At 63.9% G+C, this 25,492-nt stretch carries 21 protein-coding genes and 3 pseudogenes; 14 read left to right on the top strand and 10 right to left on the bottom strand.

Annotated elements, in window-relative coordinates; translation table 11 throughout:
* Positions 1 to 45 precede the first annotated feature (45 nt).
* A pseudogene (locus OKW40_RS35255) lies at positions 46 to 282 on the top strand (histidine kinase dimerization/phospho-acceptor domain-containing protein); the annotation flags it as partial.
* Between the two features lie 221 nt (positions 283 to 503).
* Here the strand turns inward: OKW40_RS35255 and OKW40_RS35260 are convergent.
* Both OKW40_RS35260 and OKW40_RS35265 read right to left on the bottom strand, forming a co-directional pair.
* Positions 504 to 865 (bottom strand): annotated as a pseudogene (locus OKW40_RS35260) (transposase); the annotation flags it as partial.
* Positions 866 to 1,259: 394 nt separating this feature from the next.
* Positions 1,260 to 1,391 carry a hypothetical protein gene (locus OKW40_RS35265; protein ID WP_260321389.1) on the bottom strand — a complete coding sequence of 44 codons (132 nt, stop codon included), beginning with the start codon at positions 1,389 to 1,391 and terminating at the stop codon, positions 1,260 to 1,262.
* A 40-nt stretch (positions 1,392 to 1,431) separates the two neighbouring features.
* Between OKW40_RS35265 and OKW40_RS35270 the strand changes: the two genes are divergently transcribed.
* Together OKW40_RS35270 and OKW40_RS35275 are read left to right on the top strand one after the other, a co-directional pair.
* A complete protein-coding gene (locus OKW40_RS35270; RefSeq protein WP_429493657.1) occupies positions 1,432 to 2,286 on the top strand; it encodes an NAD(P)H-dependent oxidoreductase in 855 nt (284 codons plus the stop codon).
* A 146-nt stretch (positions 2,287 to 2,432) separates the two neighbouring features.
* Positions 2,433 to 3,293: an alpha/beta hydrolase gene (locus OKW40_RS35275; RefSeq protein WP_429493658.1), complete on the top strand. Its 861-nt coding sequence runs from the start codon at positions 2,433 to 2,435 to the stop codon at positions 3,291 to 3,293.
* 19 nt (positions 3,294 to 3,312) lie between these two features.
* Here OKW40_RS35275 and OKW40_RS35280 read toward each other — a convergent pair whose 3' ends face one another.
* On the bottom strand, positions 3,313 to 4,605 hold the full coding sequence (locus tag OKW40_RS35280) for an aspartate carbamoyltransferase (protein WP_429493659.1): 1,293 nt from the start codon (positions 4,603 to 4,605) through the stop codon (positions 3,313 to 3,315).
* 438 nt (positions 4,606 to 5,043) lie between these two features.
* On the opposite strand from OKW40_RS35280, the gene dapA reads away from it, so the two are divergent.
* On the top strand, positions 5,044 to 5,937 hold the full coding sequence (gene dapA / locus OKW40_RS35285) for a 4-hydroxy-tetrahydrodipicolinate synthase (RefSeq protein ID WP_187618911.1): 894 nt from the start codon (positions 5,044 to 5,046) through the stop codon (positions 5,935 to 5,937).
* On the opposite strand, the gene OKW40_RS35290 is transcribed toward dapA, so the two are convergent.
* Together OKW40_RS35290 and OKW40_RS35295 are read right to left on the bottom strand one after the other, a co-directional pair.
* Positions 5,930 to 8,014: a putative bifunctional diguanylate cyclase/phosphodiesterase gene (locus OKW40_RS35290; protein ID WP_429493660.1), complete on the bottom strand. Its 2,085-nt coding sequence runs from the start codon at positions 8,012 to 8,014 to the stop codon at positions 5,930 to 5,932. The two genes, dapA and OKW40_RS35290, sit on opposite strands and share 8 nt — an antisense overlap.
* 152 nt (positions 8,015 to 8,166) lie before the next feature.
* Positions 8,167 to 8,622 (bottom strand): rhodanese-like domain-containing protein, encoded by a 456-nt coding sequence (locus OKW40_RS35295; protein WP_429493661.1) that lies wholly within the window; start codon positions 8,620 to 8,622, stop codon positions 8,167 to 8,169.
* 119 nt (positions 8,623 to 8,741) lie between these two features.
* On the opposite strand from OKW40_RS35295, the gene ftrA reads away from it, so the two are divergent.
* On the top strand, positions 8,742 to 9,701 hold the full coding sequence (gene ftrA / locus OKW40_RS35300; protein WP_429493662.1) for a transcriptional regulator FtrA: 960 nt from the start codon (positions 8,742 to 8,744) through the stop codon (positions 9,699 to 9,701).
* A 326-nt stretch (positions 9,702 to 10,027) separates the two neighbouring features.
* Positions 10,028 to 11,245, top strand: a complete 1,218-nt coding sequence (locus tag OKW40_RS35305; protein WP_429493664.1) for a DUF2252 domain-containing protein — start codon at positions 10,028 to 10,030, stop codon at positions 11,243 to 11,245.
* Between the two features lie 184 nt (positions 11,246 to 11,429).
* Here the strand turns inward: OKW40_RS35305 and OKW40_RS35310 are convergent, their stop codons facing one another.
* From OKW40_RS35310 to OKW40_RS35325, 4 genes are all read right to left on the bottom strand, one after another.
* Positions 11,430 to 12,908, bottom strand: a complete 1,479-nt coding sequence (locus OKW40_RS35310) for a DASS family sodium-coupled anion symporter (RefSeq protein ID WP_184065364.1) — start codon at positions 12,906 to 12,908, stop codon at positions 11,430 to 11,432.
* Positions 12,909 to 12,960: 52 nt separating this feature from the next.
* On the bottom strand, positions 12,961 to 13,908 hold the full coding sequence (locus OKW40_RS35315) for a lactate/malate family dehydrogenase (RefSeq protein ID WP_187613962.1): 948 nt from the start codon (positions 13,906 to 13,908) through the stop codon (positions 12,961 to 12,963).
* Positions 13,909 to 14,012: 104 nt separating this feature from the next.
* Positions 14,013 to 14,396, bottom strand: coding sequence for a nuclear transport factor 2 family protein (locus OKW40_RS35320; RefSeq protein ID WP_090810122.1), 384 nt, complete (start codon positions 14,394 to 14,396; stop codon positions 14,013 to 14,015).
* A 180-nt stretch (positions 14,397 to 14,576) separates the two neighbouring features.
* Positions 14,577 to 15,569, bottom strand: a complete 993-nt coding sequence (locus tag OKW40_RS35325; protein ID WP_429493665.1) for a helix-turn-helix domain-containing protein — start codon at positions 15,567 to 15,569, stop codon at positions 14,577 to 14,579.
* 95 nt (positions 15,570 to 15,664) lie between these two features.
* Here OKW40_RS35325 and OKW40_RS35330 point away from each other — a divergent pair, with 95 nt between their 5' ends.
* Together OKW40_RS35330 and OKW40_RS35335 are read left to right on the top strand one after the other, a co-directional pair.
* A complete protein-coding gene (locus tag OKW40_RS35330) occupies positions 15,665 to 16,909 on the top strand; it encodes a DUF1479 domain-containing protein (RefSeq protein WP_429493666.1) in 1,245 nt (414 codons plus the stop codon).
* 82 nt (positions 16,910 to 16,991) lie between these two features.
* Entirely contained in the window at positions 16,992 to 17,147 is a 156-nt protein-coding gene (locus OKW40_RS35335) for a hypothetical protein (RefSeq protein ID WP_184065349.1), read from the top strand.
* 241 nt (positions 17,148 to 17,388) lie between these two features.
* Here the strand turns inward: OKW40_RS35335 and OKW40_RS35340 are convergent, their stop codons facing one another.
* Positions 17,389 to 17,775: an ester cyclase gene (locus OKW40_RS35340; RefSeq protein ID WP_429493667.1), complete on the bottom strand. Its 387-nt coding sequence runs from the start codon at positions 17,773 to 17,775 to the stop codon at positions 17,389 to 17,391.
* 319 nt (positions 17,776 to 18,094) lie between these two features.
* On the opposite strand from OKW40_RS35340, the gene OKW40_RS35345 reads away from it, so the two are divergent.
* The 6 genes and pseudogenes from OKW40_RS35345 (at position 18,095) to OKW40_RS35370 (ending at position 24,989) form a co-directional block, all read left to right on the top strand.
* On the top strand, positions 18,095 to 19,513 hold the full coding sequence (locus OKW40_RS35345; protein ID WP_429493668.1) for a GH1 family beta-glucosidase: 1,419 nt from the start codon (positions 18,095 to 18,097) through the stop codon (positions 19,511 to 19,513).
* 94 nt (positions 19,514 to 19,607) lie between these two features.
* Positions 19,608 to 20,848, top strand: a pseudogene (locus OKW40_RS35350) (ABC transporter substrate-binding protein).
* 8 nt (positions 20,849 to 20,856) lie between these two features.
* On the top strand, positions 20,857 to 21,813 hold the full coding sequence (locus OKW40_RS35355; RefSeq protein ID WP_429493669.1) for a carbohydrate ABC transporter permease: 957 nt from the start codon (positions 20,857 to 20,859) through the stop codon (positions 21,811 to 21,813).
* Positions 21,810 to 22,727, top strand: a complete 918-nt coding sequence (locus OKW40_RS35360) for a carbohydrate ABC transporter permease (protein WP_090806412.1) — start codon at positions 21,810 to 21,812, stop codon at positions 22,725 to 22,727. The genes OKW40_RS35355 and OKW40_RS35360 overlap by 4 nt, the downstream gene beginning before the upstream one ends.
* Before the next feature lie 3 nt (positions 22,728 to 22,730).
* Positions 22,731 to 23,891, top strand: coding sequence for an ABC transporter ATP-binding protein (locus OKW40_RS35365; RefSeq protein WP_429354079.1), 1,161 nt, complete (start codon positions 22,731 to 22,733; stop codon positions 23,889 to 23,891).
* Positions 23,892 to 23,936: 45 nt separating this feature from the next.
* Positions 23,937 to 24,989 carry a LacI family DNA-binding transcriptional regulator gene (locus OKW40_RS35370; RefSeq protein WP_184049508.1) on the top strand — a complete coding sequence of 351 codons (1,053 nt, stop codon included), beginning with the start codon at positions 23,937 to 23,939 and terminating at the stop codon, positions 24,987 to 24,989.
* Positions 24,990 to 25,492 lie beyond the last annotated feature (503 nt).

Below are 25,492 nucleotides of genomic sequence, written 5' to 3' on the forward strand. Positions count from 1 at the left end.
ACTCGTGCTCGCCTTCGTCCAGCGGCGTATCAGGCGTGAAAGCGTCTGGAGCGGCAGCTACGTGACGCGAAGCAGGCGGCCGACTCCGCCAACGCGGCGAAATCGGCGTTCCTTGCGGCGATGAGCCATGAGATCCGCACGCCGCTGAATGCAATCATGGGAAATCTGGAACTGCTGTCGCGCTCGCAACTGGATGCGTTGCAGCGCGACCGTCTGACGACGATCCGGGCCTCGGCGGACGGACTGCTTGAGGTCGTCAGTGATGTGCTGGACTTCTCGAGGAGCGAGGCCGGCGAGATGAGACTGGAGCGGATCGCATTCGACGCGCAGGAGGTGGCGTCTCGGGCGCTGTTGATGTTCGGACCGCTGGCGCGCGCAAAGGGCGTGAGGCTGTCGGGCGTGTTCGGAACGTCGCCGGTGCTGCCGATGCAGGGTGATCCGACTCGGCTTGGCCAGGTGATGAACAACCTGCTGGCGAATGCCATCAAGTTTACGGCGTATGGGGAGGTGACGCTGCGGTTGCCTTCGCGCCAGGTTACGGATTGCCTGGCGCTTACGGGTAATTGCATGGCCAGTTCCTTCACGGCGATCGGCTCGTGGCCGGGCGCACGGCGCAACAATGTCGGTGGCTTGCCGCGCCCGCTCCAGGGCTTGGGCGGAAGCGGCGCCGTACCTGGTGCCCTTCCTTGGGGACATACAGCTGCCAGGCAATCGGCAGGCTGCCGCGTTGCGTCGCGATCGACAGGCTCACTGCAACCTGGCAGTTGTCCTGCTTTTCGAGTTGCCCACAGTACTGACGTGCCACCCCGACCGAATGACGTCCCTTCTTTGGAAAGCCGGTGTCGTCAATGATCCAGTAGTAGCCGTTTTCTTCAGCACCGTGTTAAAGGAAGAGACGTCTGTCGGCGTAATTGCGGGCGACTAAAGGCGGGTTTGGGACTGTCATTTGCTGAACGCGAGAAGTGTCCGCTCGCCAACATCTGCCTGCGAACGGCAGCGAAGTGACCTGCAGCCTTCGCCGTCAAACGGGCGAGCGTCAGCTTTGGCCGACGTGGCGACCGGATCAGTCGGCGCGCGACCCGCAACGGTGGATCGGATTTGGTCCTTCGGTCGGCGGGGGGGTATGCCGGGAGAGGCGCAATTCGAGCATTCGGAGCGGGTTGCCGCACTGACATCCACCTCCCGATAACGCCTTTGGCTGGGTTGTGCCCGTAAATCGGAGGCTCTACATCTTTCGTTTTGCTTGCATTTTTCGTTCTTTATTGAGTCGCGTCGGCAACGGTTTTTTCATCTTTATTGTTTTCTTTTTTCTTTTTTTTGTGGGCAAACACGAGCGTGACCAGCAGGTTCAGGTCGAGTCTTCTGAGATTAACCACGGCAATACCTGACATATTGGGAATTCATTTCCAATATACCTCGGCGATGCCTATCGTGACTGTTTTCAGCCACGAAGGTCCCATCACGAACGTTCTCATCATCTATGCGCATCCCGAACCGAAATCGTTGAACGGTTCGCTGAAGGACTTCACTGTCCGCCATCTCGAACGCGCCGGCCATACGGTGCAGGTGTCCGATCTGTACGCGATGAACTGGAAAGCGTCGCTAGACGCGCACGACACCAGCGAGCGTCACAGCGGCGAGCGCTTCTTCGCATCGCTCGAATCGAAGCATGCGTTCGAGAACGGCCTGCAGAGCGAGGATATCGCGCGTGAGCAGGACAAGCTGAAGTGGGCCGATGCGGTGATCCTGCAGTTTCCGCTGTGGTGGTTCTCGATGCCGGCGATCATGAAGGGCTGGGTGGAGCGTGTCTATGCGTACGGTCTCGCGTATGGCGTCGGCGAGCATTCCGATGCGCGCTGGGGCGAGCGTTATGGCGAGGGCCGTTTCGCGGGCAAGCGCGCGATGCTGATCGTCACGACGGGCGGCTGGGAGTCGCACTACAGCGCACGCGGCATCAACGGTCCGAACGACGACGTGTTGTTCCCGATCCAGCACGGTGTGCTGTATTACCCCGGCTTCGAGGTATTGCCGCCGTTCGTCGTCTATCGCACGAGCCGCGTCGACGAGGCGAAGTATGCCGAGGTCAGCGAGGCGCTCGGGCGACGGCTCGACACGCTGTGGACGGCCGCGCCGATCGCGTTCCTGCCGCAGAACGGCGGCGCGTATGAGATTCCGGCGCTCACATTGCGGGACGATCTGGCGCCGGGGCGGGTGGGGTTTGCCGCGCACGTTGAAGATGCGGGCGCAGAGACGGCAACTGAAGCCGATGAAGCGACCGAAGCCTGACTGGATCGTATGTTTCCCTGAAATTTGGTTGTAAGTCGCCATTGCTACAGTCGTTCGCGGACATAGGCCGAGGCATGCCGGGGCGCTCTTCTTCGGACGCCTGACGAACGTAAGCAGCCGGAAGCAAGCGCAAGGGGCGACTCACCATGAATCCAGTCCATACGTTCTGGCTCATTCTGATGCTGATCGCATCGCCGGCGTGGGCGTTCCAGTCGCGCGTCGTCACGATTCCGAGCGCGGCGATGCATCGTACGTTCGACGCAACCGTCGTGCTGCCCGATCGATACGCGCGTGGCAACCAGGCCGCGCGCTTTCCGGTCGTCTACGTGCTACATGGCTCGGGCGGCGATTACACGGACTGGACCGCGAATTCGCATATCGGCAAGCTCGCCGACCGCTATCACGTGATCCTCGTGATGCCCGACGGCGGCCGCGACAGCTGGTACATCGATAGCCCCGTCGATCCGCGCAGCCGCTACGAAACCTACGTGGGTACGGAAGTGGTGGCCTATATCGACAGCCATTTCCGCACGATCGCGACGAAGCAGGCGCGCGCTATCACGGGCTTGAGCATGGGCGGCTTCGGCGCGCTACGCATCGCGCTCGACCGGCCCGACGCTTTCGGCGCGGCGGGCAGCATCAGCGGCGCGGTGGACCCGCGCGGCAGCGAGGACGAGCCCGGCATCGAGCGGGTGTTCGGCGACCCGATGCAATATGCGGACTTCTGGAACAGCAAGGCGATCGTCGCGAGTGCGGAGGATTTCGGCCGCGACCATATCGCGCTGACGATCGATTGCGGCGTGAACGACTCGCTCGTGCAGTCGAACCGGCTGCTGCACGAGCGGCTCGTCGAACTCGGCGTGCCGCACGATTACGCCGAGCGGCCCGGCGGCCATACGTGGAAGTACTGGTCGAAAGCGGTCAAATATCAGGTGCTGTTCTTTGCCGGCACGTTCAGGCAGGCGGCGCGCGAAATGCGTGACGCGCGCGCCGCGGCCGCGGCCTGACGGCGGACGGCTATCCGCGTCAATCGATTCCGTGAAACACCGCGTCGTCAGGTCCCAGGTAGACCGGCGGGCGCCACGCGGCATCGCGCATCGAATGCTGGACCTGTTTGTCGACGCCGAGCAGCACCGCGAAAATCGCCATCCGCACCGGAATGCCGTTGTCGGTCTGCCGGAAAATCGCGAGCCGCGAATCGTGATTGAGGTCGGTGCTCAGATCGTTCGCGCCGGGCCGGCTGTCGCGCGGCAGCGGGTGCATGATCAGCGTGTCGGCGCCGCACACGCTATCGACGAGCGCCTGGTTGATCTGGAAGTCGGGCGTGTAGCCTTCGAACGATTCGTCGGTGAAGCGCTCCTTCTGGATGCGCGTCGCGTATACGACGTCGGCGCCGCACAAGCCAGTGCGCAGGTCGTGCGTCTGTTCGATCACGTGAGCGTTGCGCGAAATCTGCTCGATGATATAGCCCGGCAATTCGAGCATCGGCGGCGAAATCAGCGTGAACTTGATGCCGCGATAGAGCGCCAGCAGCTTCACGAGCGAATGCACGGTACGTCCGTACTTGAGGTCGCCGACCAGCGCGATGTGCGCGCCGTCGACGATCTTGCCGAGCCGCGAAAACTCGCGCTGGATCGTGTAGAGATCGAGCAGCGCCTGGCTCGGATGCTCGCCGGGACCGTCGCCGCCGTTGATCACCGGCACGTTGGTCGCGCGCGCGAATTCGGCCACCGAGCCTTGCTCCGGGTGGCGGATCACCAGCGCGTCGACATAGCCGCTCATCACCCGGCTCGTGTCGTAGATCGATTCTCCCTTCGCCATCGACGAAAACGTGAAGCCGGTCGTGTCGCACACCGAGCCACCGAGCCGGCAGAACGCCGCGCCGAAGCTCACACGGGTACGCGTGCTCGCCTCGAAGAACAGATTGCCGAGCACCGCGCCTTCGAGCACGCGCGAGATTTTGCGGCGCCGGGCGATCGGCTGCATGATGTCGGCGACGCGAAAGAGCGCCTCGACCGAGTCGCGCGAAAACTGATCGACCGACAGCAGCTGCGGCTTGCCCTCGAACAGAATCTGGCTTGCTAGCGATTGCGAGTCTACGCTTTGCGTATATCCTTCGCCCGGCTCCGTGTTCGCGACGATCTCCGACACGAAACGCTCGACGATTTCCGGCATCGCCCGCGATTCCTGCGAGTCGTCCGGCAGCAGCCACGTATCCAGTGCCCGGCGCGACACGCCGATGCGGTTAGCGAACGTATCGCGCGTCATGTTCAGGCGACGCATCGCATCGCGTAGGAAGGCTTGTTGCGGAACGCTCATGAGGGCACCTGTCGCAAAAGTGGGGTCGGCGAGAGTAAGGCAGCAAAACGCGTTGATGTACGCGGTGCGTATATTAGTTTCCGGCGCGTAGAAGTCAAGCGTTTTCCTTCGCGAGCTGGTTCGCGAGGCGCCGAAGACCCTGCGACGCGGGTTTCGCGGTTACACTGGGGTCCATGCACTCCGGCCCCACGTTCCCGCTCCGTTCTTCGACCTTCGCCCGCGTCGCTCTGGCGAGCGCGGCGGTCGTACGCGCGATCGGTGTTTCGCGCAACGTCGGCGCCAAAGCCAAAAAACAGCCGCTCATCTGACCGGAGCACGCTGTTCCGTCGTCAGATGTGCGACGGAACGACCGGTCGACCGCCCGCCTGCGGCTTTCTCCTCTGTTCTCCCTCGCACCGCTGACCCGGAATCGATACGGTCGTCATCGAGGTAGAAAACATGTCTGATTTCTCGGGTATCTGGATTCCGCTGATCACGCCGTTCGCCGACGGCGCCGTCGATCACGCCGCGTTGCGTGCGCTGGTGCGTCGCTATGCGGAGGCCGGTGTGGCCGGGCTCGTCGCGCTCGGCACGACCGGCGAGCCCGCCACGCTCGACGCCGCCGAACAGGACGCCGTGCTCGCGACGATTCTCGATGCGGTGCAAGCCGTCAGCGCGTCGCCGCAGCAGCGCGCGTTGCCGGTGCTGGTCGGCGTCTCGGGCAATCACACGGCGAGCATGCGCGCGCGGATCGAGCAGTTGAATCCGTTGCCGATTGCCGGCGTGCTGATCGCCGCGCCGTATTACACACGGCCCTCGCAGGACGGCATCGTCGCGCATTTCAGCGCACTCGCGGACGCGAGCGTGCATCCAGTCGTGCTCTACGATATTCCGCAACGCACCGGCGTGCGGCTCGAGCTCGACACGCTGCTGACGCTCGCCGTGCATCCGCGAGTTCAGGCGATCAAGGATTGCGCCGGTTCGCTCGACACGACGCTCGCGTTGATTCGCGACGGCCGTCTGCAAGTGCTCGCGGGCAACGACCTCGAGCTCTTCTCGACGGTGTGCGCGGGTGGAAGCGGGGCGATCGCGGCGTCGGCGCATTGGCGGCCCGAGCGTTTCGTCGCGCTTTATCGCGCGTTGACGCAGGGGAAGCTCGACGAAGGACGACGCATTTTTCACGCGCTCGTGCCGCAGATCCAGCTCGCGTTCGCGGAACCGAATCCCGCGCCGGTGAAGGCGCTGCTCGCGGCGAGGGGATGGGTGCGCAACGAATTGCGTTTGCCGATGACGCGTGCGAGCGAGGCGTTGACCGAACGGCTCGCGGCGTTGGGGGAGACGCTGCTCAGATAGAGACTCCGCTTGCGGCCATCGTTCTGCCGCGGAGCATTGCGCCAAAGTCGTCGGCGTTGATCGGCTTGCCGAGCAGGTAGCCCTGCACTTCGTCGCACATCATCGAGCACAGCTTGTCGAGTTGCGATTGGGTTTCGACGCCCTCGGCGACCACGTCCATTTCGAGCGAGTGCGCGAGCGCGATGATCGCCGACACGATTGCGCTGCCCGCGGCGCCGTTCGCGTCGAGACCGTTGATGAAGAAGCGATCGATCTTCAACTGCTTCACCTGGAAGCGCTGCAGATACGCGAGGCTCGAATAGCCGGTGCCGAAGTCGTCGATCGAGATGTCGAAGCCGCTCGCCTGAAACGCGCGGATTACTTCGACGGTGCGCGCGGCATCCTGCATCGCTACGGTCTCGGTGATCTCGAACATGATCTGCTCGCACGCGACGCCCTCGCTCCTGACGATGTCGAGGATCGTCTCGACGAGGTCCGGTTGCAACAGCTGACGCGGCGACAGGTTGATCGCCACCTTCATCGCCGGCAGGCCCTGTTCGATCCAGCCGCGAATGCGCCGGCAGGTTTCACGCACGACCCAGTAGCCGATCTGCACGATCTGCCCGGAGCGCTCGGCGACCGGGATGAACTCGGCCGGCATCAGCGCGCCCATCTCCGGATCGTGCAGGCGGATCAGCGCCTCGGCGCCCGCGAGCGCGTCGCCGCCGCGCTCAAACTTCGGCTGGAACAGCAGCGAGAAACGATCATTCGCGAAGGCGTCGTGCAGCACTTGCTGGATCCGCAGCGTGCGCGTGGCGGCCTCGTTCATGCTGCGCTCGAAGAAGCGGTAGGTGCCGCGGCCGGCGCGCTTCGCTTCGTACATCGCGGCGTCCGCGTGCTGGAGCAGCGTCTCGACGCTGTCGCCATCGCGCGGATAGAGCGCAATGCCGATGCTCGGCATCACCTGCAGCGGTTGTTCGTCGCTCCACGTGCCCTGGCGCATCCGGTGAAGCACGCCGTCGGCGAGCGCGGCCGCGTCGTCGCCGCACGTAAGATGTTCCGTGAGCACGACGAACTCGTCGCCGCCGAGCCGCGCGACGGTGTCGCTCGAACGCACGCATTGCTGCAGGCGTTGCGCGAATGCGGACAGCACCGCGTCGCCAGCCGAGTGACCGAGCGAATCGTTGATCGTCTTGAAGCCGTCGAGATCCATGAACAGCACCGCGAACGACGTACGCTGGCGACGCGCGCCGCTGATCGCGCGTTCGATCCGCTCGGTCAGCGTCGCGCGGTTCGGCAGGCCCGTCAGCGCGTCGAGCGTCGCGAGCCGCACGATCTGGCCGTTCAGCCGCGACACCGCGCCGAGCAGGAAGGTGGTGCGCACGTCGAAGCGCGACAGCATCAGCGTGACGATCAGCACCGCGAACGTGAGCAGGATCACCGAGGTGGCGAGCCATCGCGCGTTCATGTCGTTGGCCGCGCCGCAGATCGCGCCCGGCGCGAAGTCGGCGGCGGCCATGCCGGTGTAGTGCATGCCGCTGATCGCGACGCCCATCACCAGCGCCGCGGCGAGACGTTTGCGCGCGATATGGCGCTCGTGTTCGTTGCTGAGCGCGCGCGCCATCCACAGCGCGGCGCTCGACGCACCGATCGCGATCGCGATCGAGGCCGCGAACCATGCCGGCTGGTAGCGGATCGCGGGCGCCATGCGCATCGCCGCCATCCCGGTGTAATGCATGCCGGCGATAGCGATCCCCATCGCCACGCCGCCCATCAGCAGCCGGACCGGCGTCAGGCGCTGCTGGGTCGTCAGCGAGAGCGCCAGATACGAAGCGCCGATCGCGAGGGCCAGCGAGCAGGCGGTCGTCGCCGGGTCGTAGCCGAGCGGGATAGGCAGCGAGAACGCGAGCATCGCGACGAAGTGCATCGACCAGATGCCGACACCGAGCGCGAACGCGCCGCCGAGCCGCCATGCGTGCCGCCGGCGCGTCGAGCCGAGCAGGAAGATGCGGCCCGTCAGATCGAGCGCGGTGTACGACGCGAGGGTCGCGACCGCGAACGAAATCGCGACGAGCCAGAAATTATATGAACTCTGCATATTGGGTCCGCCGGGAAGAGTCCGGCTGGACATGTTATCGGCACCTTTCGAACTTTTGTTTAACTTATTTGCGATTTGCGAACAGGGGGCAAAGCCGACGCGCGGACGGCGGCGGATGCCGCGCTGGAACGCGTGTCGGATTACGAGTCACGCTATGCATCGGAGCGTGGATCGGACGGCGGATCGGCGTCCTCGCGGCTCAGCTGGAAGCCTTCGTCCAGCCAGCCGGTGACGCCGCCCGCCATCAGCTTGACGGGCCGCCCCAACTGCGCGAGCCGCAGTGCGCCGCGCGCCGCGCCGTTGCAGTGCGGGCCCGCGCAGTAGGTGACGAACAGCGTGTCCGGCGCATAAGCCGCGAGCTTCGACGTGACGATCTTGCCGTGCGGCAGATTCAGCGCGCCCGGCACGTGGCCCTGCGCGAACAGCGCGGGACTGCGCACGTCGAGCAGCACGAAGCCGGGCGCGCCGCTCGCGAGCGCGGCGTGAACGTCGGTGCAATCGGTTTCGAAGCGCAGCGACGCCTGGAAGTGCCCGAGCGCGGCGGCGCTGTCGGCGGCGGGGATCGCGGTGACGGCGTTCGGGACGGTGGTGAGGTTGTCGTGAGTCATGGCAGCAGGGGTGAGTTGATTAGGTGGTGGGACGCGCGCTTTTCAGGCACGGTCGATTGTGACGAGCGGCGGGTCGCCCGGTAAGTGGCGTGATCGTCAATCTTCGGTAACATTGCGCCATGCACAATCATCTCGTCGTCGCGCTGGCCTACGACCGGCTTTGCACCTTCGAATTCGGCTGCGTGACCGAACTGTTCGCGCTCGAGCGTCCCGAGCTCGGCGTGCCGTGGTATCGCTTCGCGGTCTGCGCGAGCGAGCCCGGTCCGATCCGCGCGGCGGGCGGCATCACGCTGGCCGCGCCCTACACGCTGAAGCTGCTCGCGAGCGCCGACACGATCGTGATTCCGGGTTGGCGCGATGCCGACGAGGTGCCGCCGGCCGCGCTGCTGCGCAGGCTTCGCGCGGCTTACGAGCGCGGCACGCGGCTCTGCTCGATCTGCTCGGGCGTGTTCGTGCTCGCGGCGGCCGGCGTGCTCGACGGCAAGACCGTGACGACCCACTGGCGCTACGCGGACAAGTTGCAGCAGCGCTATCCGCAACTGCGTGTGCAGCCCGAGGCGCTGTATGTCGATGAAGGGCAGGTGATCACCTCGGCGGGATCGGCGGCCGGGCTCGACATGCTGCTGCATCTGGTGCGGCGCGATCATGGCGGCGCGGTTGCGAATCGCGTCGCGCAACGGCTCGTGGTGCCGCCGCATCGCGAGGGTGGCCAGGCGCAGTTCGTGCCGCGCCCGATGCCGCCCGACGAAAGCGGACGTATCGCGAAGCTGATGGACTGGGTGCGCAGCCATGCGGCCGAGCCGCATACGCTGCGCTCGCTCGCCGGGCGCGCGGCGATGAGCCCGCGCACGCTGCAACGGCAGTTCCGCGACGCGACCGGCATGGCGCCTTATGAATGGCTCGTCAGGGAGCGCGTCGCGCTTGCGCGTGAGTTGCTCGAAGCCGCGACGCCGCTGCCGATGGCGCGCGTCGCCGAGCTGGCGGGGTTCGGGTCGGAGGAGTCGTTGCGGCGGCATTTTCGCCGGATCGCGTTGACGAGTCCGGGGGCGTATCGGCGCAGGTTCGGTGGGGAGGGGTGAGTCCAGCAGATCGTAAGCACAATGGATGCGACACATTGATGACATTGGACATGTATTCGAACCAACATAGCGCGTTCGTCAGCAACAGGAGCGCGGTCGCGTTGAGCGCCAACAACGACGCATAGAACTCGAAGTTCGAGCCTGTCGAGCGCGCCCACTGGCGATACGCGTAGGCAAGCAGCCCACCGATCGCCACTGCCGCGACAAGCAACGACAGCCACGTCACTGCATCCGGGTTGAACCCGCATTGAATTCGCGGCACGCTCCGAGGTCACAGCAGCAGGCATGGAGCTCACGTCGAGCTTGCCCATTCAACGGAACCCGCTATGTCCGATATCGCAAAGATCATCGCCAACTTCAACGCCGGGCGGGACCCCGAACGACTCGCGATGAAATACAAAGCCATGCGCGGCTCGCCGTTCGTATTTCTGCGCGGCACCTGCCATCTGTTCTATGCGCGTCTGCCGCGCGCGAACGTACTCGACGACGCGCCGCACGTGTGGATCTGCGGCGACATGCACCTCGAAAATTTCGGCAGCTACAAGGGCGACAATCGCCTCGTCTACTTCGACAACAACGACTTCGACGAAGCCTGTCTCGCGCCGGTTCCCTGCGAGCTGGTGCGTCTGTTGACGAGCGTGCTGGTCGGCGCGGCCAACCTGAAGCTGAGCCGCGCTGAAGCGCTCGCGCTGTGCCACACCGCTCTCGATGCCTACGGCGCCGCGCTCGCGTACGGCAAGTCGCGCTGGATCGAAGCGGAGACCGCGACCGGCATGGTGCGCGATCTGTTCGTCGCGCTCGTGAGCCGCACGCGCGCCGCGCATCTGGACCGTCGCACGGTGCTCAAGGGCAAAACGCGCATGCTGAAGGTCGACGGCAAGAAAGCGCTGCCCGTCAGCGATGAACGGCGTGCCGCGGTCGCGCAGTTCATGCAGCAGTTCGCGGTGACGGAGCCGAATCCCGAGTTCTACCGCACGCTCGATGTCGCGCGCCGCATTGCGGGGACGGGCAGCCTCGGTGTCGATCGCTATGTGATTCTGGTCGAGGGCAAGGGCTCGCCCGATGGCAACTACCTGATCGATTTGAAAGAGGCGCTGCCGTCATCGGTGAGTGCGCACGTGACGGCGACGCAGCCGAAGTGGCAGACCGAGGCACAGCGTGTCGTCGAAGTGCAGCGGCGCAATCAGGCGGTCTCGCAGGCCTTTTTGCACGCGGTGGAATTCAACCAGCGCTCCTATGTGCTGCGGAGTTTGCAGCCATCGGAAGATCGCGTCGCGCTTGCCGACTGGGACGGCAAGCTGCCGCGGCTCGAGGCAGTGATCAACAGCATGGCCGAGTTGAGCGCGTGGGCGCATCTGCGCAGCGGAGGGCGGCAGAAGTCGGCGATCGCGGACGATCTGATCGCGTTTGGCAGTCGGCGCGATTGGCAACTGCCGTTGATCGATCTTGCGACGCAGTGTGAGGCGCAGGTCGCGGCAGACTGGAAGGCTTATTGCGAAGCTTATGATCGGGGAACCTTCGAGACGAGCGGCACGGGCAACTGAAGCGTTGCATTGGAGGGCCGGCGCGGGCGTCAGGGGTGCGGACGGCGTCGCGGTGATCGGCGGCGATCGATGACGACCGGGGAAGTTGCGCGGGTCATGACCGTTCGCGATTGACGAAGCGGGAAGCGGAGCAGGATCACGTGTGCGCGGGCCGTACGAGCCGCGCGGCGAAAGTCGCGTTGTCTCATACGTGCCCCAGCACCTTCCACCAAAGCGGCCCAACGACCAGCCAGGCCACCATGTAAAACAGGCTCATCAAAAATCCAGCCTTCCACCATTCGCCCTGGGTCACGTAGCCCGCGCCGAACATGACGGGACCGGAGCCGATGCCATATTGCGTCAGGCAGCCGTTCACATTGCTCAGAATCCCGAGCGAGACTGCGGCGACGAAGGGCGGGACGCCGGCGGCGACCATCAGTGCCATGGAGAGCGGAAACAGCGCGCTGATATGCGCGGTGGCGCTGGCGAAAAAGTAGTGAATGTAAACGTAGATCGCCGCCACCATCATATAGACCGCCAGCATCGGAAAGCCCGCGAGATGCGCGCCGAATTCCTTGCCGAACCAGCTCACCATGCCATATTCGTTGAGCTTGGAGGCCAGCATGATGAGCAGGCCGATCCAGATCATCGTGTCCCAGGCGGACTTCTCGTTCAGCGCGTCCTGCCAGGTCAGCACGCCGCTGATGAACAGCAACGAAACGCCGATCGCCGCCGCGAGCGTCGCGCCGACGCCGAGATCGTCGCCGAACACCCACAGCACCAGCAAGCCGACGAAGATGCACGCCATGATGATTTCTTTGACCGAGATGGGCCCCATCGTCGTGAGCTCTCGTTGCGCGAGGTCGGTGGCATCGGGGGTGCGTCTGACCTGCGGCGGGGCGATCCACAGCATGGCGATCGGAATCACGGCGAGGCACAGCAGACCGGGGATCGACGCCGCCACCGCCCAGTCGAGCCAGCTGATCGACACGCCCTGGTCCGCGGCCAGCCTGACCGCCAGCGGATTGCCCGCCATTGCCGTGATGAACATGCCCGCCGTGATGATGTTCGCGTGGAAGGCGCAGAGAATCAGGTAGCGTCCCACCTTCACGCGTGATTCCGGATCGTCGGCGTGACTGCCCAGCACTTCGGAAATGGCTCGTGTGATCGGCAACATCACGCCGCCCGCGCGCGCGGTGATGCTCGGCATCGCGGGGGAGATCACGAGTTCGGTCAACACGAGCCCGTAGCCGAGCCCCGTCGTTCGCTTTCCCAGCAATCGCATGAACAGAAGCGCGATCCGGCGGCCAAGGCCGGTCTTGATCACGCCGCGTGAAATGAAAAACGCGAGCATCACGAGCCATACGAGGTCGGTGCCGGTGGATTTGGTGACGTCGGCAAACGACAGAACGCCGACGAGCACGCCAATGGTCGAGCCGATGATGGCAACCACCGACATCGGCAGCGGGGCGGTCATGATGCCGGCAATGGTCGCGACGAACACGGCGAACATATGCCACGCCTTCGGCTGGAGGCCGGCGGGCGCGGGCAGAAACCACAGCGCGACGCCGACCGCGATCGGTACCAGATATTTCCAGACGCCGGCCGGCAGTCCGACCGAGGGCTTCGGCGTGGCGGGAGGCGAGCTGGTGGGCCGTGAAACCTTGGCAGGTGTAGGAGCCATGATGGACCTCGTGCCGGCGTGGTTGGGTTTTTTCGGAGTGCGCGGGAAGGCGTCACCGCTCGTGGAGCACGCTTTCCGTCGCGTCCTTGACGATGCGCGCGCTACCTAGCAAGGTCTCGCGCTCGATAGGGTCGAGTTCCGGATAGGCGATCAACCGCGCGCCCGCGCCATTGACGACCATTGGCAGCGACACGCACACGTCCGGTACGCCTTCCACTTCGGGCTGGACGATGCCAACCGTGAGGATCAGGTCGGTGTCGTGCACGATGGCCTCGCAGATCCTTCCTATCGCGCTGGCGATGCCGTAATGGGTGGCGCCTTTGCCTTCCTTGATGAGCTTCGCCGCCTCGTGGACGGAGCGCAGGATCAGATCCCTGCTGGCGGGGCCCAGCTCCTTGCCGTTGCGCGTCAGGAAGGTTTCGAGGGGCATGCCGCAGACCGTTGCGGCGGACCACTGGATCACGGCCGATTCGCCGTGCTCGCCGAGCACATAGGCGTGAATCGCGGAGGCCACCACGCCGAGCCGCTCGGACAGCAGGGAGCGCAGCCGCCCGGTATCGAGCGAGGTGCCCGTGCTGATGACGCGCTCGCGCTCGCAACGCAGTTGGTCGTAAACGGCGCCGGTCAGCACGTCGCATGGGTTGGTCGCGATCAGATAGATGGCGTCGGGCGCGAGCGGCGCGATCCGCCCGACGATTTCGGTCGCGATGTCCGCATTGGTTCTGGCAAGGTGCAGGCGAGTCTCGCCGGGTTTGACGCCGGCGCCTGCCGTGATCACGACGATGTCGGCGTCACGCGCGTCTTCGTAGTCCCCTGCGCGAAAACGGCTGTGCCCCCAGAATGCCGCGGCGTGGGCGAGATCGAGAACCTGTCCCTCAGCGCGCACCCGCGCGACATCGATGATGACGACTTTCGCGCTCGGAATGGCCAACGCCACGAACAGGGCTGCCGATCCCCCGACCAGCCCCGCGCCGACGATAACGATCTTGGCCTGCCGCATAGCGAACCTCGTCAAGTTCGGGCTTCAGCCCCCTCGAAGCATAGTCGCATGCGCGCGTTTGTCATCAATCGGACCTTGGTCCTACACGGCCGCGGCGCGTTTTTTCACGCGGTCCGCTCAACCCATTGACTCCGCCAATCCGGGGCCTCGAACGGATCAGCAAAATACTGCGTCTCGTGGACGACCTTGCCTTCGCGGAACTCCATCACGCTGACCGTGTAAGCGATGCGCCCCTGATAGTTGATCGTGTACTCGGTGATCCACAGATTGCCTTCGCCTTGAATTCGCCTGATCGCGAAACCCGATGGCTTGCCGGGATGATGGCCGCGCAGAGCCTGCAAATTGGTTCGTCCGTGGATTCGCTCGCCTGATTGGGGATAGTCGCAGATCGCATCGTCGGCGTAGATAGCGTGTTCGGCGTCGAGATCGCCGTCCGCCGACGCTCGCCAGTGTGCGTTCAAGGCTTCACGTATCGCTTGTTCGTTCATGGAGTGCCTCCAGAGTCGGGTGTTGCAGTCGACCAGCCGCGCGTTGCCGTCGCGTTGAAATTTCGCCGCCAGCGCATAGTCTGCGCCATAAAATCCCTGGCCCCACCCTTGCTGCAAGTACTCCCCCGGACGTGCAAAAAATGTCTGGCGCCTGCAGGGATTGCTCGCCGAGTAGTCCGGTCATTCGGACTGCCGGCCTGCACGCGCGGGCCGCGGCATCCGCTTGCCGTCTCCTTTGTTGCGAACGCTCTGCAGAGAAGGCGAGCGCTCGGTGAGCATTGGCGACATCTGTTGCTCCGCCCGCCGCGCGCCCGCGAACTGCTGCCTGAATTCAACCGGTGTCATGTCCTTGGCGGCTTTGAATTGCCGGTTGAAATTCGCGACGTTCGCGAATCCGGAGCGCGTCGCAATGACGGAAATCGGCGCTTGCGTATCGGTCAACATCCGGCATGCGTGGCCGATTCGTACGCGCGTCACGTAGCGCCCGACGCTCTCGCCAAGATGCTGCGTGAAATGCCGCGTCAACGAGCGCTCGGAAAGCCCCGACGCCTTGGCCAGCGCGGAAAGCCGAAGCGGATATGCGAACTGTGTTTCGATCAATGCGAGCACGCGATTGATCTGATCGGATTCGTGGCCAGTCGGCGTTCCGGTTCGCGCGTCGAATGCGCTTGGGGACGCGAGCGGCGTGGCGGGGAGCGCCGACAGCAGATCCAGTACATCGAGCGCCGCCTGCAAGCGTTCGCGCGGTTTGTCGGACAGCAGGCGGTCGAGGTGTTCGCGCATGCGTGTGCCGGCACCGTCTTCGAACGCGAGGCCGCAGGCCGCTCTGCGCAACAGGTCGCAAAGTCCGTTGTATTCGGGGCAGACATCGGCGAGTCGCCGCACCCACGCGCCGTCGAACCATACGACGATCGCGACCTGCGGGTGCGCCGCGTCGATCGAACGGTTCGAGGCCCAAGTGTGCGGCAGATTCGGCGGCACCAGCACCAGATCGTCCGCGCCGTAGGTCGCGACGGAGTCTCCGATGTACCGCTTGCCCTGACTGTTCATCGTTAGCGTCAGCTCGTACTCGGGATGGTGGTGCCATTCGAAAGGGATGCGGGGCAGCCGGCGGTGGTAAACCCTGACCGAACAGTCCCGGCCAAAATCCACATGTTCAAAAGCGGCTTTCATGTCCGAAATCGTCAAATCTTTGACCGGATAGTATCACGCAGGCGGCGATCGTTCGCGTACGCTTCAAGCATCAGAAACCACATGGAGACGATGCCATGGCCCTGCAAATCGACGACCTGCCGGCAGCCATCCGTCAAGCGAAGCGCGAACTGCGCGCGATGCTGCCGAACTACCGCGACGTGTTCGCCGACGTCGAAGCGGCGATGACGAAGGAGGCGGAGCGAATCGCGACGCTGCGTGAGCGCGGCGAGCCGGTCATTCCGGAAATCCAGTTCGCCGACATCGTGGCGAACCGGGTCACCGACGAGCAGATCGCGCTCGTCAAAGCTCACGGCGCCTGCGTGATCCGCAAGGTGTTCGACCGGTCGCTCGTCGAGCAATGGGATCAGGACATCGCCGACTACGTCGAGCGCAACGACCTCGACGCAAAGCTGCAGAATCGCGCGGAAGACAAGTACTTTGGGCAACTCGCCTCGAGCAAGCCGCAAATCTACGGTGTGTACTGGTCGAAACCGCAGGTGCTCGCGCGGCAATCGACCGAGCTCACGCAGGCCCGCGTGTTCCTGAACCGGCTGTGGCGCACCGAAAGCGAAGGGCGCGTGCATTTCGATCCGAACCATGTGCCGGTGTATGCGGACCGCCTGCGCCGTCGGCCGCCCGGATCGGAATCGCTCGGGTTGTCGGCGCATTGCGACGGCGGTTCGGTGGAGCGCTGGATCGAGCCGAACTTCCGCAAGGTCTATCGCCATGTGTTCTCGGGCCACTGGCGCGACTACGATCCGTTCGACGCCGCGTGGCGAACCGAAGTCGAGGAGATCGCATCGCCGGCCGTCTGCTCGATGTTCCGCACGTTTCAAGGCTGGACCGCGCTGACGCCGCAGGGTCCCGGCGACGGCACGCTGCAGTTGGTGCCAATGGCGAACTCGATGGTCTACATCCTGTTGCGCGCGCTTCAGGATGATGTCGCCGAAGACGATCTGTGCGGAGCGCTGCCGGGGCGCGCGCTGTCGATCAAGTCCGACTATCACGCGCCGCTGTTTCATGCGCTGTCGTCGATTCCGCTGATGCAGGCGGGCGACACCGTGTTCTGGCATAGCGACGTCATTCACGCGGTCGAGGACGCGCATCGCGGCAACGGCTATAGCAACGTGATGTATATCGCTTCGCTGCCGGGCTGCGCGAAGAACGATGCGTATCTGAAGCGGCAACTGCCGGGCTTTCTCGAAGGCAGGAGCCCGCCGGATTTTCCGGCCGATCATTTCGAAGTCGATTTCGTCGGCCGCGCGACGCCAGACGATCTCACCGAGCTTGGCCGTGCGCAAATGGGCTTCGACTTGTGACTGGAACGGGCATGGCCGCGTCTGGATCGGGAGCGGAACTTGCTGCCGCTTCAGCATGGCAACGACCTAAGGAGGACCGGCCATGGCAACCACACCGAACAAGGACGAAAACCCGATCCGCCCGGATCAGTCCGACGTCGTGCAGACGGATCTGCCCGACCTCGGTCCATCGCAGGACCCGGATGAGCCGCCGCTCGATCCCGACATCGACCCCGATAGCGAGGACGACAAGCCATAGACGAGCGCATTCGCCCGATAAAAAAAGAATCGAAGTGAAATGCGGGCGTTTCTGATAACCGCGGCAGTTCCCACATGGCAGAATTGCCGCGCGAGTTCGGTTTTGCCATGAGTGCCGCGCATAGCGACTTCAACGGAGACGGAGGTTTGCCGGAGCGATGCGCTCCGTGACAGCCTCGCTGACGGGGCGTCTCCGCGCGCACAAAAAGATGCACGCGAGCGACACGCGTGTCCCTGAGCCGCTACAACTGACTCTCGATCGCGGCTTTATCGATGACCGACCAGACTTGCTGGATCTTGCCGTCACCAAACTCGTAGAAGACGTTCTCGGAAAACTCCACCCGTTTTCCTTGCACGGGAAGCCCAAGTAACATGCCGATGGGTGTGCAGTCAAAATGCAATCGGCTTGCGATATGTGGCGGCTCGCAAACCAGCATCTGAATCTCGAAGTGCAGGTCGGGAATGTCGCGGAAGTCTCTTTCCAGCATCTCGCGATAGCCCGACAAACCGATTCGTTGGCCGTTGTACTTCACGTCTTCGCCAACGAAGTCTCGCAGCTTTGACCAGTCCTGCGTGTTCAGGCAGGCGATATAGCCGCGGTAGAGTTCCGACAGATTGAATTCGCTCATCGCAATCGTCTTCCATGCTTCAGTGGATAAGCCGATTGTCGGCGATCCGAGACTTTGCGTTGCACGGCTGCCAGGGATTTTCGTCGGAAGCCGTAACTATCCGTTGCAGTGAACACCCCCGATGCGCGCCGCATCACCCACGCACGCATGCCAGAAACCCCTCCAGACAAACCCGGATTGCTGCGCCGATTTCCCCGCTGCTATCGTTCGCTGGACAGTGTGGAAGCGCTTCCACTTAAGCGCTCACAGCAAGTTCGAACGCCAGCGCCTCGAGTTCCACCACACCCGGTTCAACGACCTCATTGGCAGGAGAGAATCCGTGGTAAACGACGCATCCGCAGTCATCGACGCCGCCCGTCCAACCGCTCACGGCGAACCGCATTCCGATCCATTCACCCCGCCCGCCGATTCGTCGCTGTGGCGCCAGGATTTCCTGCTCGGCGCGGCCACCGCGTCGTATCAGATCGAAGGCGCGGTCAACGAAGACGGCCGCCTGCCGTCGATCTGGGACACGTTCTCGGCCACACCGGGCAAGGTGTTGGCCGGCGACACCGGCGCCGTCGCGTGCGATCACTATCATCGCTGGGAACAGGACGTCGACCTGCTCGCGGGCCTCGGCCTCGAAGCGTACCGGCTGTCGACCGCATGGCCGCGTGTGATGGACGAAAACGGCACGCCGAACCGCAAGGGGCTCGACTTCTACAAGCGCCTGCTCGGACGGCTCAAAGAGAAGAACATCACGACTTTCGTCACGCTTTATCACTGGGACCTGCCTCAGCATCTCGAGGATCGCGGCGGCTGGCTCAATCGCGAAACCGCGTACCGTTTCGTCGATTACGCGGATCTGATGAGCCGCGAGCTGCACGGCCTCGTCGATGCGTGGGCGACGCTCAACGAGCCGTGGTGTTCGGCGTACCTCGGCTACGGCAACGGCCATCACGCGCCGGGACTCTCGAACCTGCGCTTCGCCGCGCAGGCCATGCATCATCTGCTGCTCGCGCACGGTCTCGCGATTCCGGTGCTGCGCGCGAACGATCCGCGCTCGCACAAGGGCATCGTCGCGAATGTCGGGCGCGGCACGCCGAATAGCGACAGCGCCGCCGACCGTCGCGCGGCCGAGCTGTTCGAAGTTCAGCACAACGCGTGGATTCTCGATCCGCTGTTCAAGGGCGAGTATCCGCAAGACCTGTTCGAGTTGTGGCCTGGCAGCGAGCCACTCGTGCTCGAAGGCGACATGCAGACGATCAATACGCCGCTCGATTTTCTCGGCATCAACTATTATTTCCGCACCAACGTGGCGAGCGATGGTGGGCACGGTTTCAAGGAGGTGCCGCTCGAGGGTGTCGAGCGCACGCAGATGGGCTGGGAGGTTTACCCTGACGGTCTTCGCGATCTGTTGACCGGTTTCAGGGATACCTATGCCAATCTGCCGCCGATCTACATCACCGAGAACGGCATGGCATCGGACGACAAGGTGATCGACGGCCGCGTCGAGGACACGCAGCGCATCTCGTTCCTGAGGCGCCATCTCGCCGCGGTCGATCAGGCGATCAAGGCGGGCGTCGACGTGCGCGGCTATTTCCTGTGGTCGCTGATGGACAACTTCGAATGGGCTTTCGGCTATGAGCGGCGCTTCGGCATCGTGCACGTCGACTACCAAACGCAGAAGCGTACGGTCAAGCGCAGCGCGGAGCTGGTGTCGAAATTCCTCGAAGATCGCAACGCGCAAGCGCAATAAACACAATTAAAACGACGCAGCAACGATGTAAAGCCGGGTGGAGCTGATTGGTATTTCGACTTGACACACGGGCACTCAGCCTGGAGGAGACGGAATGAACAGCAACAGAATGGTCTTGCGAGGCGTAGTTGCGGCACTGGCGCTGTATGGCGTCGTCGCGCATGCGGAACCGCTCAAGGCTAACGTGATTCACTGGTGGACCTCGGGCGGCGAGTCGGCCGCGATTCGGCAGTTTGCCGTCGCGTACGACAAGGCCGGTGGCCAATGGGTCGACAACGCAGTCGCCGGCGGAGATCAGGCGCGCGCCACCGCGATCAACCGGATCGTCGGCGGCGATCCACCCACCGCCGCCCAGTTCAATACGTCGAAGCAGTTTCACGATCTGATCGACCAGGGACTCCTGAATAACGTCGACGACGTCGCCGCGAAAGAAAACTGGAACGGCATTTTCCCGCAGTCGATTCTCGACAGTATCCGCGTGAAGGGCCATTTCTACGCGGCGCCGGTCGACATTCATATGCCCGCGTGGTTCTTCTACTCGAAGCCGGTGTTCCAGAAAGCGGGCATCGCGAGCGAGCCCAAAAGCTACGACGAATTCATCGCCGATCTCGGCAAGCTGAAGAGCGCGCGGGCGTGATTCCGCTCGCGTTCGGCGGCCAGCCGTGGCAGGAGAAGATCACGTTCGACGCGGTGCTCGCCGATGTGGGTGGCCCGGACCTGTATATGAAGGTCTATCGCGATCACGATCAGAACGCGGTGAACTCCGATGCGTTCAAGAAGGTGCTCGTGTCGTTCAAGCGGCTGCACGATTTCGTCGATCCGGGCTCGCCTGGCCGCAACTGGAACGACGCGACCGCGCTCGTGACTTCGGGCAAGGCCGGCGTTCAGATCATGGGCGACTGGGCGAAGGGCGAGTTCGTCGCGGCGAATCAAACGGCGGGCAAGGACTTCGGCTGCTTCCCGGGCTTCGGTCCGCGTTCGCCGTATCTGGTCGCGGGCGACGTCTTCGTGTTCCCGAAGACCGACAGCGCGTCGGCGATCAAGGCGCAGAATCTGCTCGCCACGGTGATGACCTCGCCGTCCGCGCAGGTCGCGTTCAGCGCGAAGAAGGGCTCGATTCCGATCCGGTCTGACGTCGACGCAAGCAGCCTCGACGTCTGCGCCAAGGAGGGCATCGCGATCATGAAGGACAAGTCCCGCCAGTTGCCGAATCCGGAAATGCTGCTGTCGCCCGATATGCAGGGTGCGCTGACTGACGTCGTGACGAACTTCTGGAACAAGAACGAGTCCGTCGACGACGCGCAGAAAGCGTTCGCCAGCGCGTTGAAGGGCTAGGCCTCGCCATGCACGCGCTCAAGCTGCCAGCCGAGGGTTCGAAACCACAGGACAAGTCGCACCCCAAACCGCGAAACAAGCCGCTGAGCCGGCGGTTTTCGATCGCAGTCTGGCTGGCCTTGCTGCCGATGCTCCTGACCGTCGTGTTCACGTACCTGGGCACGATGGTCTGGACCGCGCGCGTGTCGCTCAGCAATTCGCACACGTTTCCGTCGAACGACTTCGTGGGCTTCACGCAGTACGTGCGGCTCTTTCACAACGACCGCTGGTTGACGTCGCTGCAGAACATCGTGATCTATGGCGCGTGTTTCGTCATCGCGTGCATGGTGATCGGCTTGCTGCTGGCGATCTTTATCGATCAGCGCGTGGTCGCGGAAGGCGCGTTGCGCACGGTGTTTCTGTATCCGTACGCGATGTCGTTCGTCGCGACCGGGCTCGTGTGGCAATGGATCCTGAATCCCGCGCTCGGTGCGCAGCAGGTGCTGCGCAATCTCGGCTTCGCGCACGCGCGCTTCGACTGGATCGTCGATCAGGACTGGGTCATCTACACGATCGTGATCGCGACCGTGTGGCAGGCTTCGGGCCTCGTGATGGCGCTGTTGCTCGCGGGCCTGCGCGGCATCGACGAAGAGTTGTGGAAAGCCGCGCGCATCGACGGCATTCCTCGCTGGCGCGTGTACGCGAGCATCGTGGTGCCGATGCTCGGACCGTCGATCTCGACCGCGTTCGTGCTGCTGTTCGTGATGGTCGTGAAGCTGTACGACGCGGTCGTCGCGATGACGCAGGGCGGCCCCGGCACTGCGAGCGAAGTGCCGGCCAAATTCATCATGGACTATCTGTTCGGGCGCGCGAACATCGGCCTTGCGTCGGCCGCATCGATCGTGCTGCTCGCGACGGTGCTGGCGGTTCTCGCGCCGTTCTTCTATGCACGCAGCCGTGCGGCGCTGCGCGGGGAGAGAGGATGAACACGCTCGATTCCACGCTCAAAGGCGGCATGCCGCATCGCGCGCGCACGCGGCCCCGCCGCTCGGCGTTCTCGCCGGCGCGGCTCGGCATCTACGCGTTTCTGCTCACCGCGGCGGTGTTCTTTCTGCTGCCGCTCTACGTGATGCTGGTCACGTCGGTCAAACCGATGAGCGAGATCCGCCTCGGCAATCTGCTCGGCTTGCCGATGCATTTCACGCTCGACGCGTGGAGCGCCGCATGGCAGTCGGCCTGCACCGGGCTCGATTGCAACGGCATTCGCGTCGGCTTCTGGAACTCGGTGCGTATCGTCGTGCCAAGCACGGTGCTGTCGATCATGGTCGGCGCGGTGAATGGCTACGCGCTGTCGTTCTGGCGGCCGCGCGGCGCGGGATTGCTGTTCGGCGTGCTGCTCGTCGGCGCGTTCATTCCAGTGCAGGTGATGATCTATCCGCTCGTGCGCGTGCTCGCGAGCGTGCATCTGTTCAGCTCGCTGCCGGGCATCGTGCTGATCCATACGATGTTCGGCATGCCGGTGATGACGCTGCTGTTCCGCAACTACTACGCGTCGATTCCGCAGGAGCTGTTCAAGGCCGCGCGCATCGACGGCGGCAGCTTCTGGCGCATCTTCTTTCAACTGATGCTGCCGATGTCGACGCCGATCATCGTCGTCGCGCTGATCATGCAGGTCACGAACATCTGGAACGACTTCATTCTGGGCCTCGTGTTCGCTGGCACGAAGAATCTGCCGATGACGGTGCAGTTGAACAACATCATCAACACGACGACCGGCGAGCGGCTCTACAACGTCAATATGGCGGCGACGATCCTGACGTCGCTGGTGCCGCTCGCGGTTTATTTCATTTCGGGCCGCTGGTTCGTGCGCGGCATTGCGTCGGGCGCCGTCAAGGGGTAGGGCATGGCAAACATGGCTAATACGATCGATGCGGCCGGCGTGCCGGGTGCAAGCGCTGACGTTGACTCCGACGCCGCGGCGCTCACGCATCCCGCCAATGTGGCGGTCCGCAATCTGACGATTCGCCTCGGTTCGAACACGGTGATCGAGAACCTCGATCTCGACGTGCTCGCCGGTGAGTTCGTCGTGCTGCTGGGGCCGTCGGGATGCGGCAAGTCCACGCTGTTGCACAGCATCGCGGGATTGATCGACGTCAGCGACGGCAGCATCGAGATCGCCGGCGAAGACATGACGTGGGCCGATCCGAAGGATCGCCGCATCGCGCTGGTTTTCCAGTCGTACGCGTTGTATCCGACCATGAGCGTCGAGCGCAACCTGTCGTTCGCGCTGCGCATCAACGGCACGCCGAAGGCGGAAATCGCGCGGCGTGTCGCCCGCGCGTCGGAGATGCTGCAACTGGGGCCGCTGCTCAAGCGCAAGCCGTCGCAGTTGTCGGGCGGACAGCGGCAGCGCGTCGCGATCGGCCGCGCGATCGTGCGCGAGGCCGACGTGTTCCTGTTCGACGAGCCGCTGTCGAACCTCGACGCGAAGCTGCGCACCGAACTGCGCCGCGAACTGAAGCAGCTGCATCACAGCCTGGGCGCGACGATGATCTACGTGACGCACGACCAGGTCGAGGCGATGACGCTCGCGACGCGCATGGCGGTGATGCGCGGCGGCGTGATCCAGCAGTTCGGCACGCCGGCCGAGGTCTATGCGCGGCCGAACAATCTGTTCGTGGCGACCTTCCTCGGCTCGCCGGCGATGAATCTGCTGAGGGGCACGCTCGAGACGCGCGACGGTGCGCTTCACTTTTGCACTGGGCAGGTGCGGATCGACGTGTCGGCGTACGCGTTCAAGGGGGCGCCCGCGCAGGGCGTGCGCTGCGTGCTCGGCGTGCGCGCCGAAGACGTGCATATCACGGAAGGCGCCAGCGAGCGCGCGAAAGTTTCGCTGATGGAGCCGATGGGCAACCACCGCGTGATCTGGCTCGACTATCATGGCGAACAGATCGCGTCGATCGATCAGACCAAAGCGCCGATTGCGGAGGATGACACCGTGGCGTTCTCGTTCGACGCCGCGCATGTCTCGCTATTCGACGAAGCGAGCGGCGCGCGCTTATAACGCCGCGGCGCGTCACGCGCGAAGCGGCTCGTCGAGACAGGCTTGATGGAGAACCGCGTGGCAACACTCAAGGACGTCGCGGAACTGGCCGGCGTGGGCATGTCGACCGCCTCACGAGCCATTTCCGGCAAGGGACCGATTTCCGCCGATGCCGCGGCGCGCGTGAAGGCGGCGATCGAGGCGCTGAATTTCCGCCCGTCGTCGATCGGCCGGGCGATGGCGACGCAGCAGCTCGGCATCATCGGCATCTTCGTGCCGACCTTCTTTGGTTCCTACTACGGCACGATCCTGAAGCAGACCGACACCGAGCTGCGCGCGGTGGGGCGCCATGTCGTGGTCGCGACCGGTTGCGGCGAGGTGTCGCCGCGCGAGCAGGCGATCGAGGCAGTGCGCTTTTTGATCGGCCGCGATTGCGATGGCGTGGTCGTGATCAGCCACGATCTGCACGACGAAGACCTGATCATGCTGCATGGCATGCATCCGAAGATGGTGTTCCTGAATCGCGCGTTCGAGCAGTTGCCCGAGGCGTCGTTCAGCGCGGATCATCGGCGCGGCGGCGAACTCGCGGCGCGCACGCTGCTCGATCACGGGCATCGCGACATCGCGGTGATTTCCGGGCCCGCTACCGCGTCGGACAACGTGATGCGGATCGACGGCTTTTTCGCCGAGCTCGCGCGAGCCGGCATTGCGCGCGACGACGTCACGCTGATCGAATCCGACTTTTCGCCCGAAGGCGGCTACGCGGCCGCGCAGAAGCTGCTCGAGACGCAGCGGCGCGTGACCGGCCTGTTCTGCGCGAACGACACGATGGCGGTCAGCGTGCTCGCGCGCTTTCACCAGGCGGGCATTTCGGTGCCGCACGACATCTCCGTGATCAGCTACGACGACGACTACTCGGCCGCCTACGCGGCGCCCGGGCTCACGTCGGTGCATATTCCAACCGGGGAACTTACGCAAAACGCGGTGCGCTGGCTCATCAACCAGTGTTACGGCACCACCTGGGAGATCTTGCGCGAGTTTCCGCTCAGCGTGACGATGCGCGAATCGGTCGGGCCAGCGCCGATGCCAAAGAAAAATACGCGCGGCGCAAAGCGGTAGAAGGGTTTGCCTAATCGTGGCGGTGTGATGCCTGGCGCGCGGACGCGCGCCGTGGCGGCCTATTCGCGTTTTCACTTGCGTATCGACGATCTCTTTAAGGCTCCCGTAATCCTTCGCAATAGTGCTTTGCGGTTTTCCCTCATTAAACTTACTTCAAATTTCTTTACACTTCCCGGTAACAAGTTGTTACGGGGTGAGTGTGATGTTGGCCATCTTTCTGATCGCCTGTCCGATCTGCATCGCTGCGCTGTTCGGTTTCGCGCGCCATGTGGACCCGCAGACAGGGCAATTCAAACGGTAGATCTTCTTCGCGCGTTTTTTTCCGCGGCTGCGCCGTGGAGATTTTCGCTTTGCGATTAACGTCCGTTAGTCTGTTGTGCGCTTGAAAGGAGCAATCGTTTGCGTTCTTTCGGTTTGCTTTCTCGTTTTCGTTTTCGTCAATAGCCCGTTCTCCCTTCCATAAGTCTTGCCTTGGCGCGCCGGTTCGCGGCACGATGCGCGAT

Origin of the sequence: Paraburkholderia sp. RAU6.4a, assembly GCF_050435625.1 — a bacterium.
Taxonomy (GTDB): domain Bacteria; phylum Pseudomonadota; class Gammaproteobacteria; order Burkholderiales; family Burkholderiaceae; genus Paraburkholderia; species Paraburkholderia tuberum.

Excerpts from the sequence above, each read along its gene's own strand:
- OKW40_RS35370 (WP_184049508.1), top strand. The coding sequence starts at position 23,937 with ATGGAGAACCGCGTGGCAACACTCAAGGACGTCGCGGAACTGGCCGGC.
- ftrA (WP_429493662.1), top strand. The coding sequence starts at position 8,742 with ATGCACAATCATCTCGTCGTCGCGCTGGCCTACGACCGGCTTTGCACC.
- OKW40_RS35355 (WP_429493669.1), top strand. The coding sequence starts at position 20,857 with ATGCACGCGCTCAAGCTGCCAGCCGAGGGTTCGAAACCACAGGACAAG.
- OKW40_RS35265 (WP_260321389.1), bottom strand. The coding sequence starts at position 1,391 with ATGTCAGGTATTGCCGTGGTTAATCTCAGAAGACTCGACCTGAACCTG.
- OKW40_RS35360 (WP_090806412.1), top strand. The coding sequence starts at position 21,810 with ATGAACACGCTCGATTCCACGCTCAAAGGCGGCATGCCGCATCGCGCG.
- OKW40_RS35315 (WP_187613962.1), bottom strand. The coding sequence starts at position 13,908 with ATGCGGCAGGCCAAGATCGTTATCGTCGGCGCGGGGCTGGTCGGGGGA.
- OKW40_RS35365 (WP_429354079.1), top strand. The coding sequence starts at position 22,731 with ATGGCAAACATGGCTAATACGATCGATGCGGCCGGCGTGCCGGGTGCA.
- dapA (WP_187618911.1), top strand. The coding sequence starts at position 5,044 with ATGTCTGATTTCTCGGGTATCTGGATTCCGCTGATCACGCCGTTCGCC.
- OKW40_RS35320 (WP_090810122.1), bottom strand. The coding sequence starts at position 14,396 with ATGAACGAACAAGCGATACGTGAAGCCTTGAACGCACACTGGCGAGCG.
- OKW40_RS35330 (WP_429493666.1), top strand. The coding sequence starts at position 15,665 with ATGGCCCTGCAAATCGACGACCTGCCGGCAGCCATCCGTCAAGCGAAG.
- OKW40_RS35280 (WP_429493659.1), bottom strand. The coding sequence starts at position 4,605 with ATGAGCGTTCCGCAACAAGCCTTCCTACGCGATGCGATGCGTCGCCTG.
- OKW40_RS35290 (WP_429493660.1), bottom strand. The coding sequence starts at position 8,014 with ATGCAGAGTTCATATAATTTCTGGCTCGTCGCGATTTCGTTCGCGGTC.
- OKW40_RS35295 (WP_429493661.1), bottom strand. The coding sequence starts at position 8,622 with ATGACTCACGACAACCTCACCACCGTCCCGAACGCCGTCACCGCGATC.
- OKW40_RS35275 (WP_429493658.1), top strand. The coding sequence starts at position 2,433 with ATGAATCCAGTCCATACGTTCTGGCTCATTCTGATGCTGATCGCATCG.
- OKW40_RS35325 (WP_429493665.1), bottom strand. The coding sequence starts at position 15,569 with ATGAAAGCCGCTTTTGAACATGTGGATTTTGGCCGGGACTGTTCGGTC.
- OKW40_RS35340 (WP_429493667.1), bottom strand. The coding sequence starts at position 17,775 with ATGAGCGAATTCAATCTGTCGGAACTCTACCGCGGCTATATCGCCTGC.
- OKW40_RS35335 (WP_184065349.1), top strand. The coding sequence starts at position 16,992 with ATGGCAACCACACCGAACAAGGACGAAAACCCGATCCGCCCGGATCAG.
- OKW40_RS35305 (WP_429493664.1), top strand. The coding sequence starts at position 10,028 with ATGTCCGATATCGCAAAGATCATCGCCAACTTCAACGCCGGGCGGGAC.
- OKW40_RS35310 (WP_184065364.1), bottom strand. The coding sequence starts at position 12,908 with ATGGCTCCTACACCTGCCAAGGTTTCACGGCCCACCAGCTCGCCTCCC.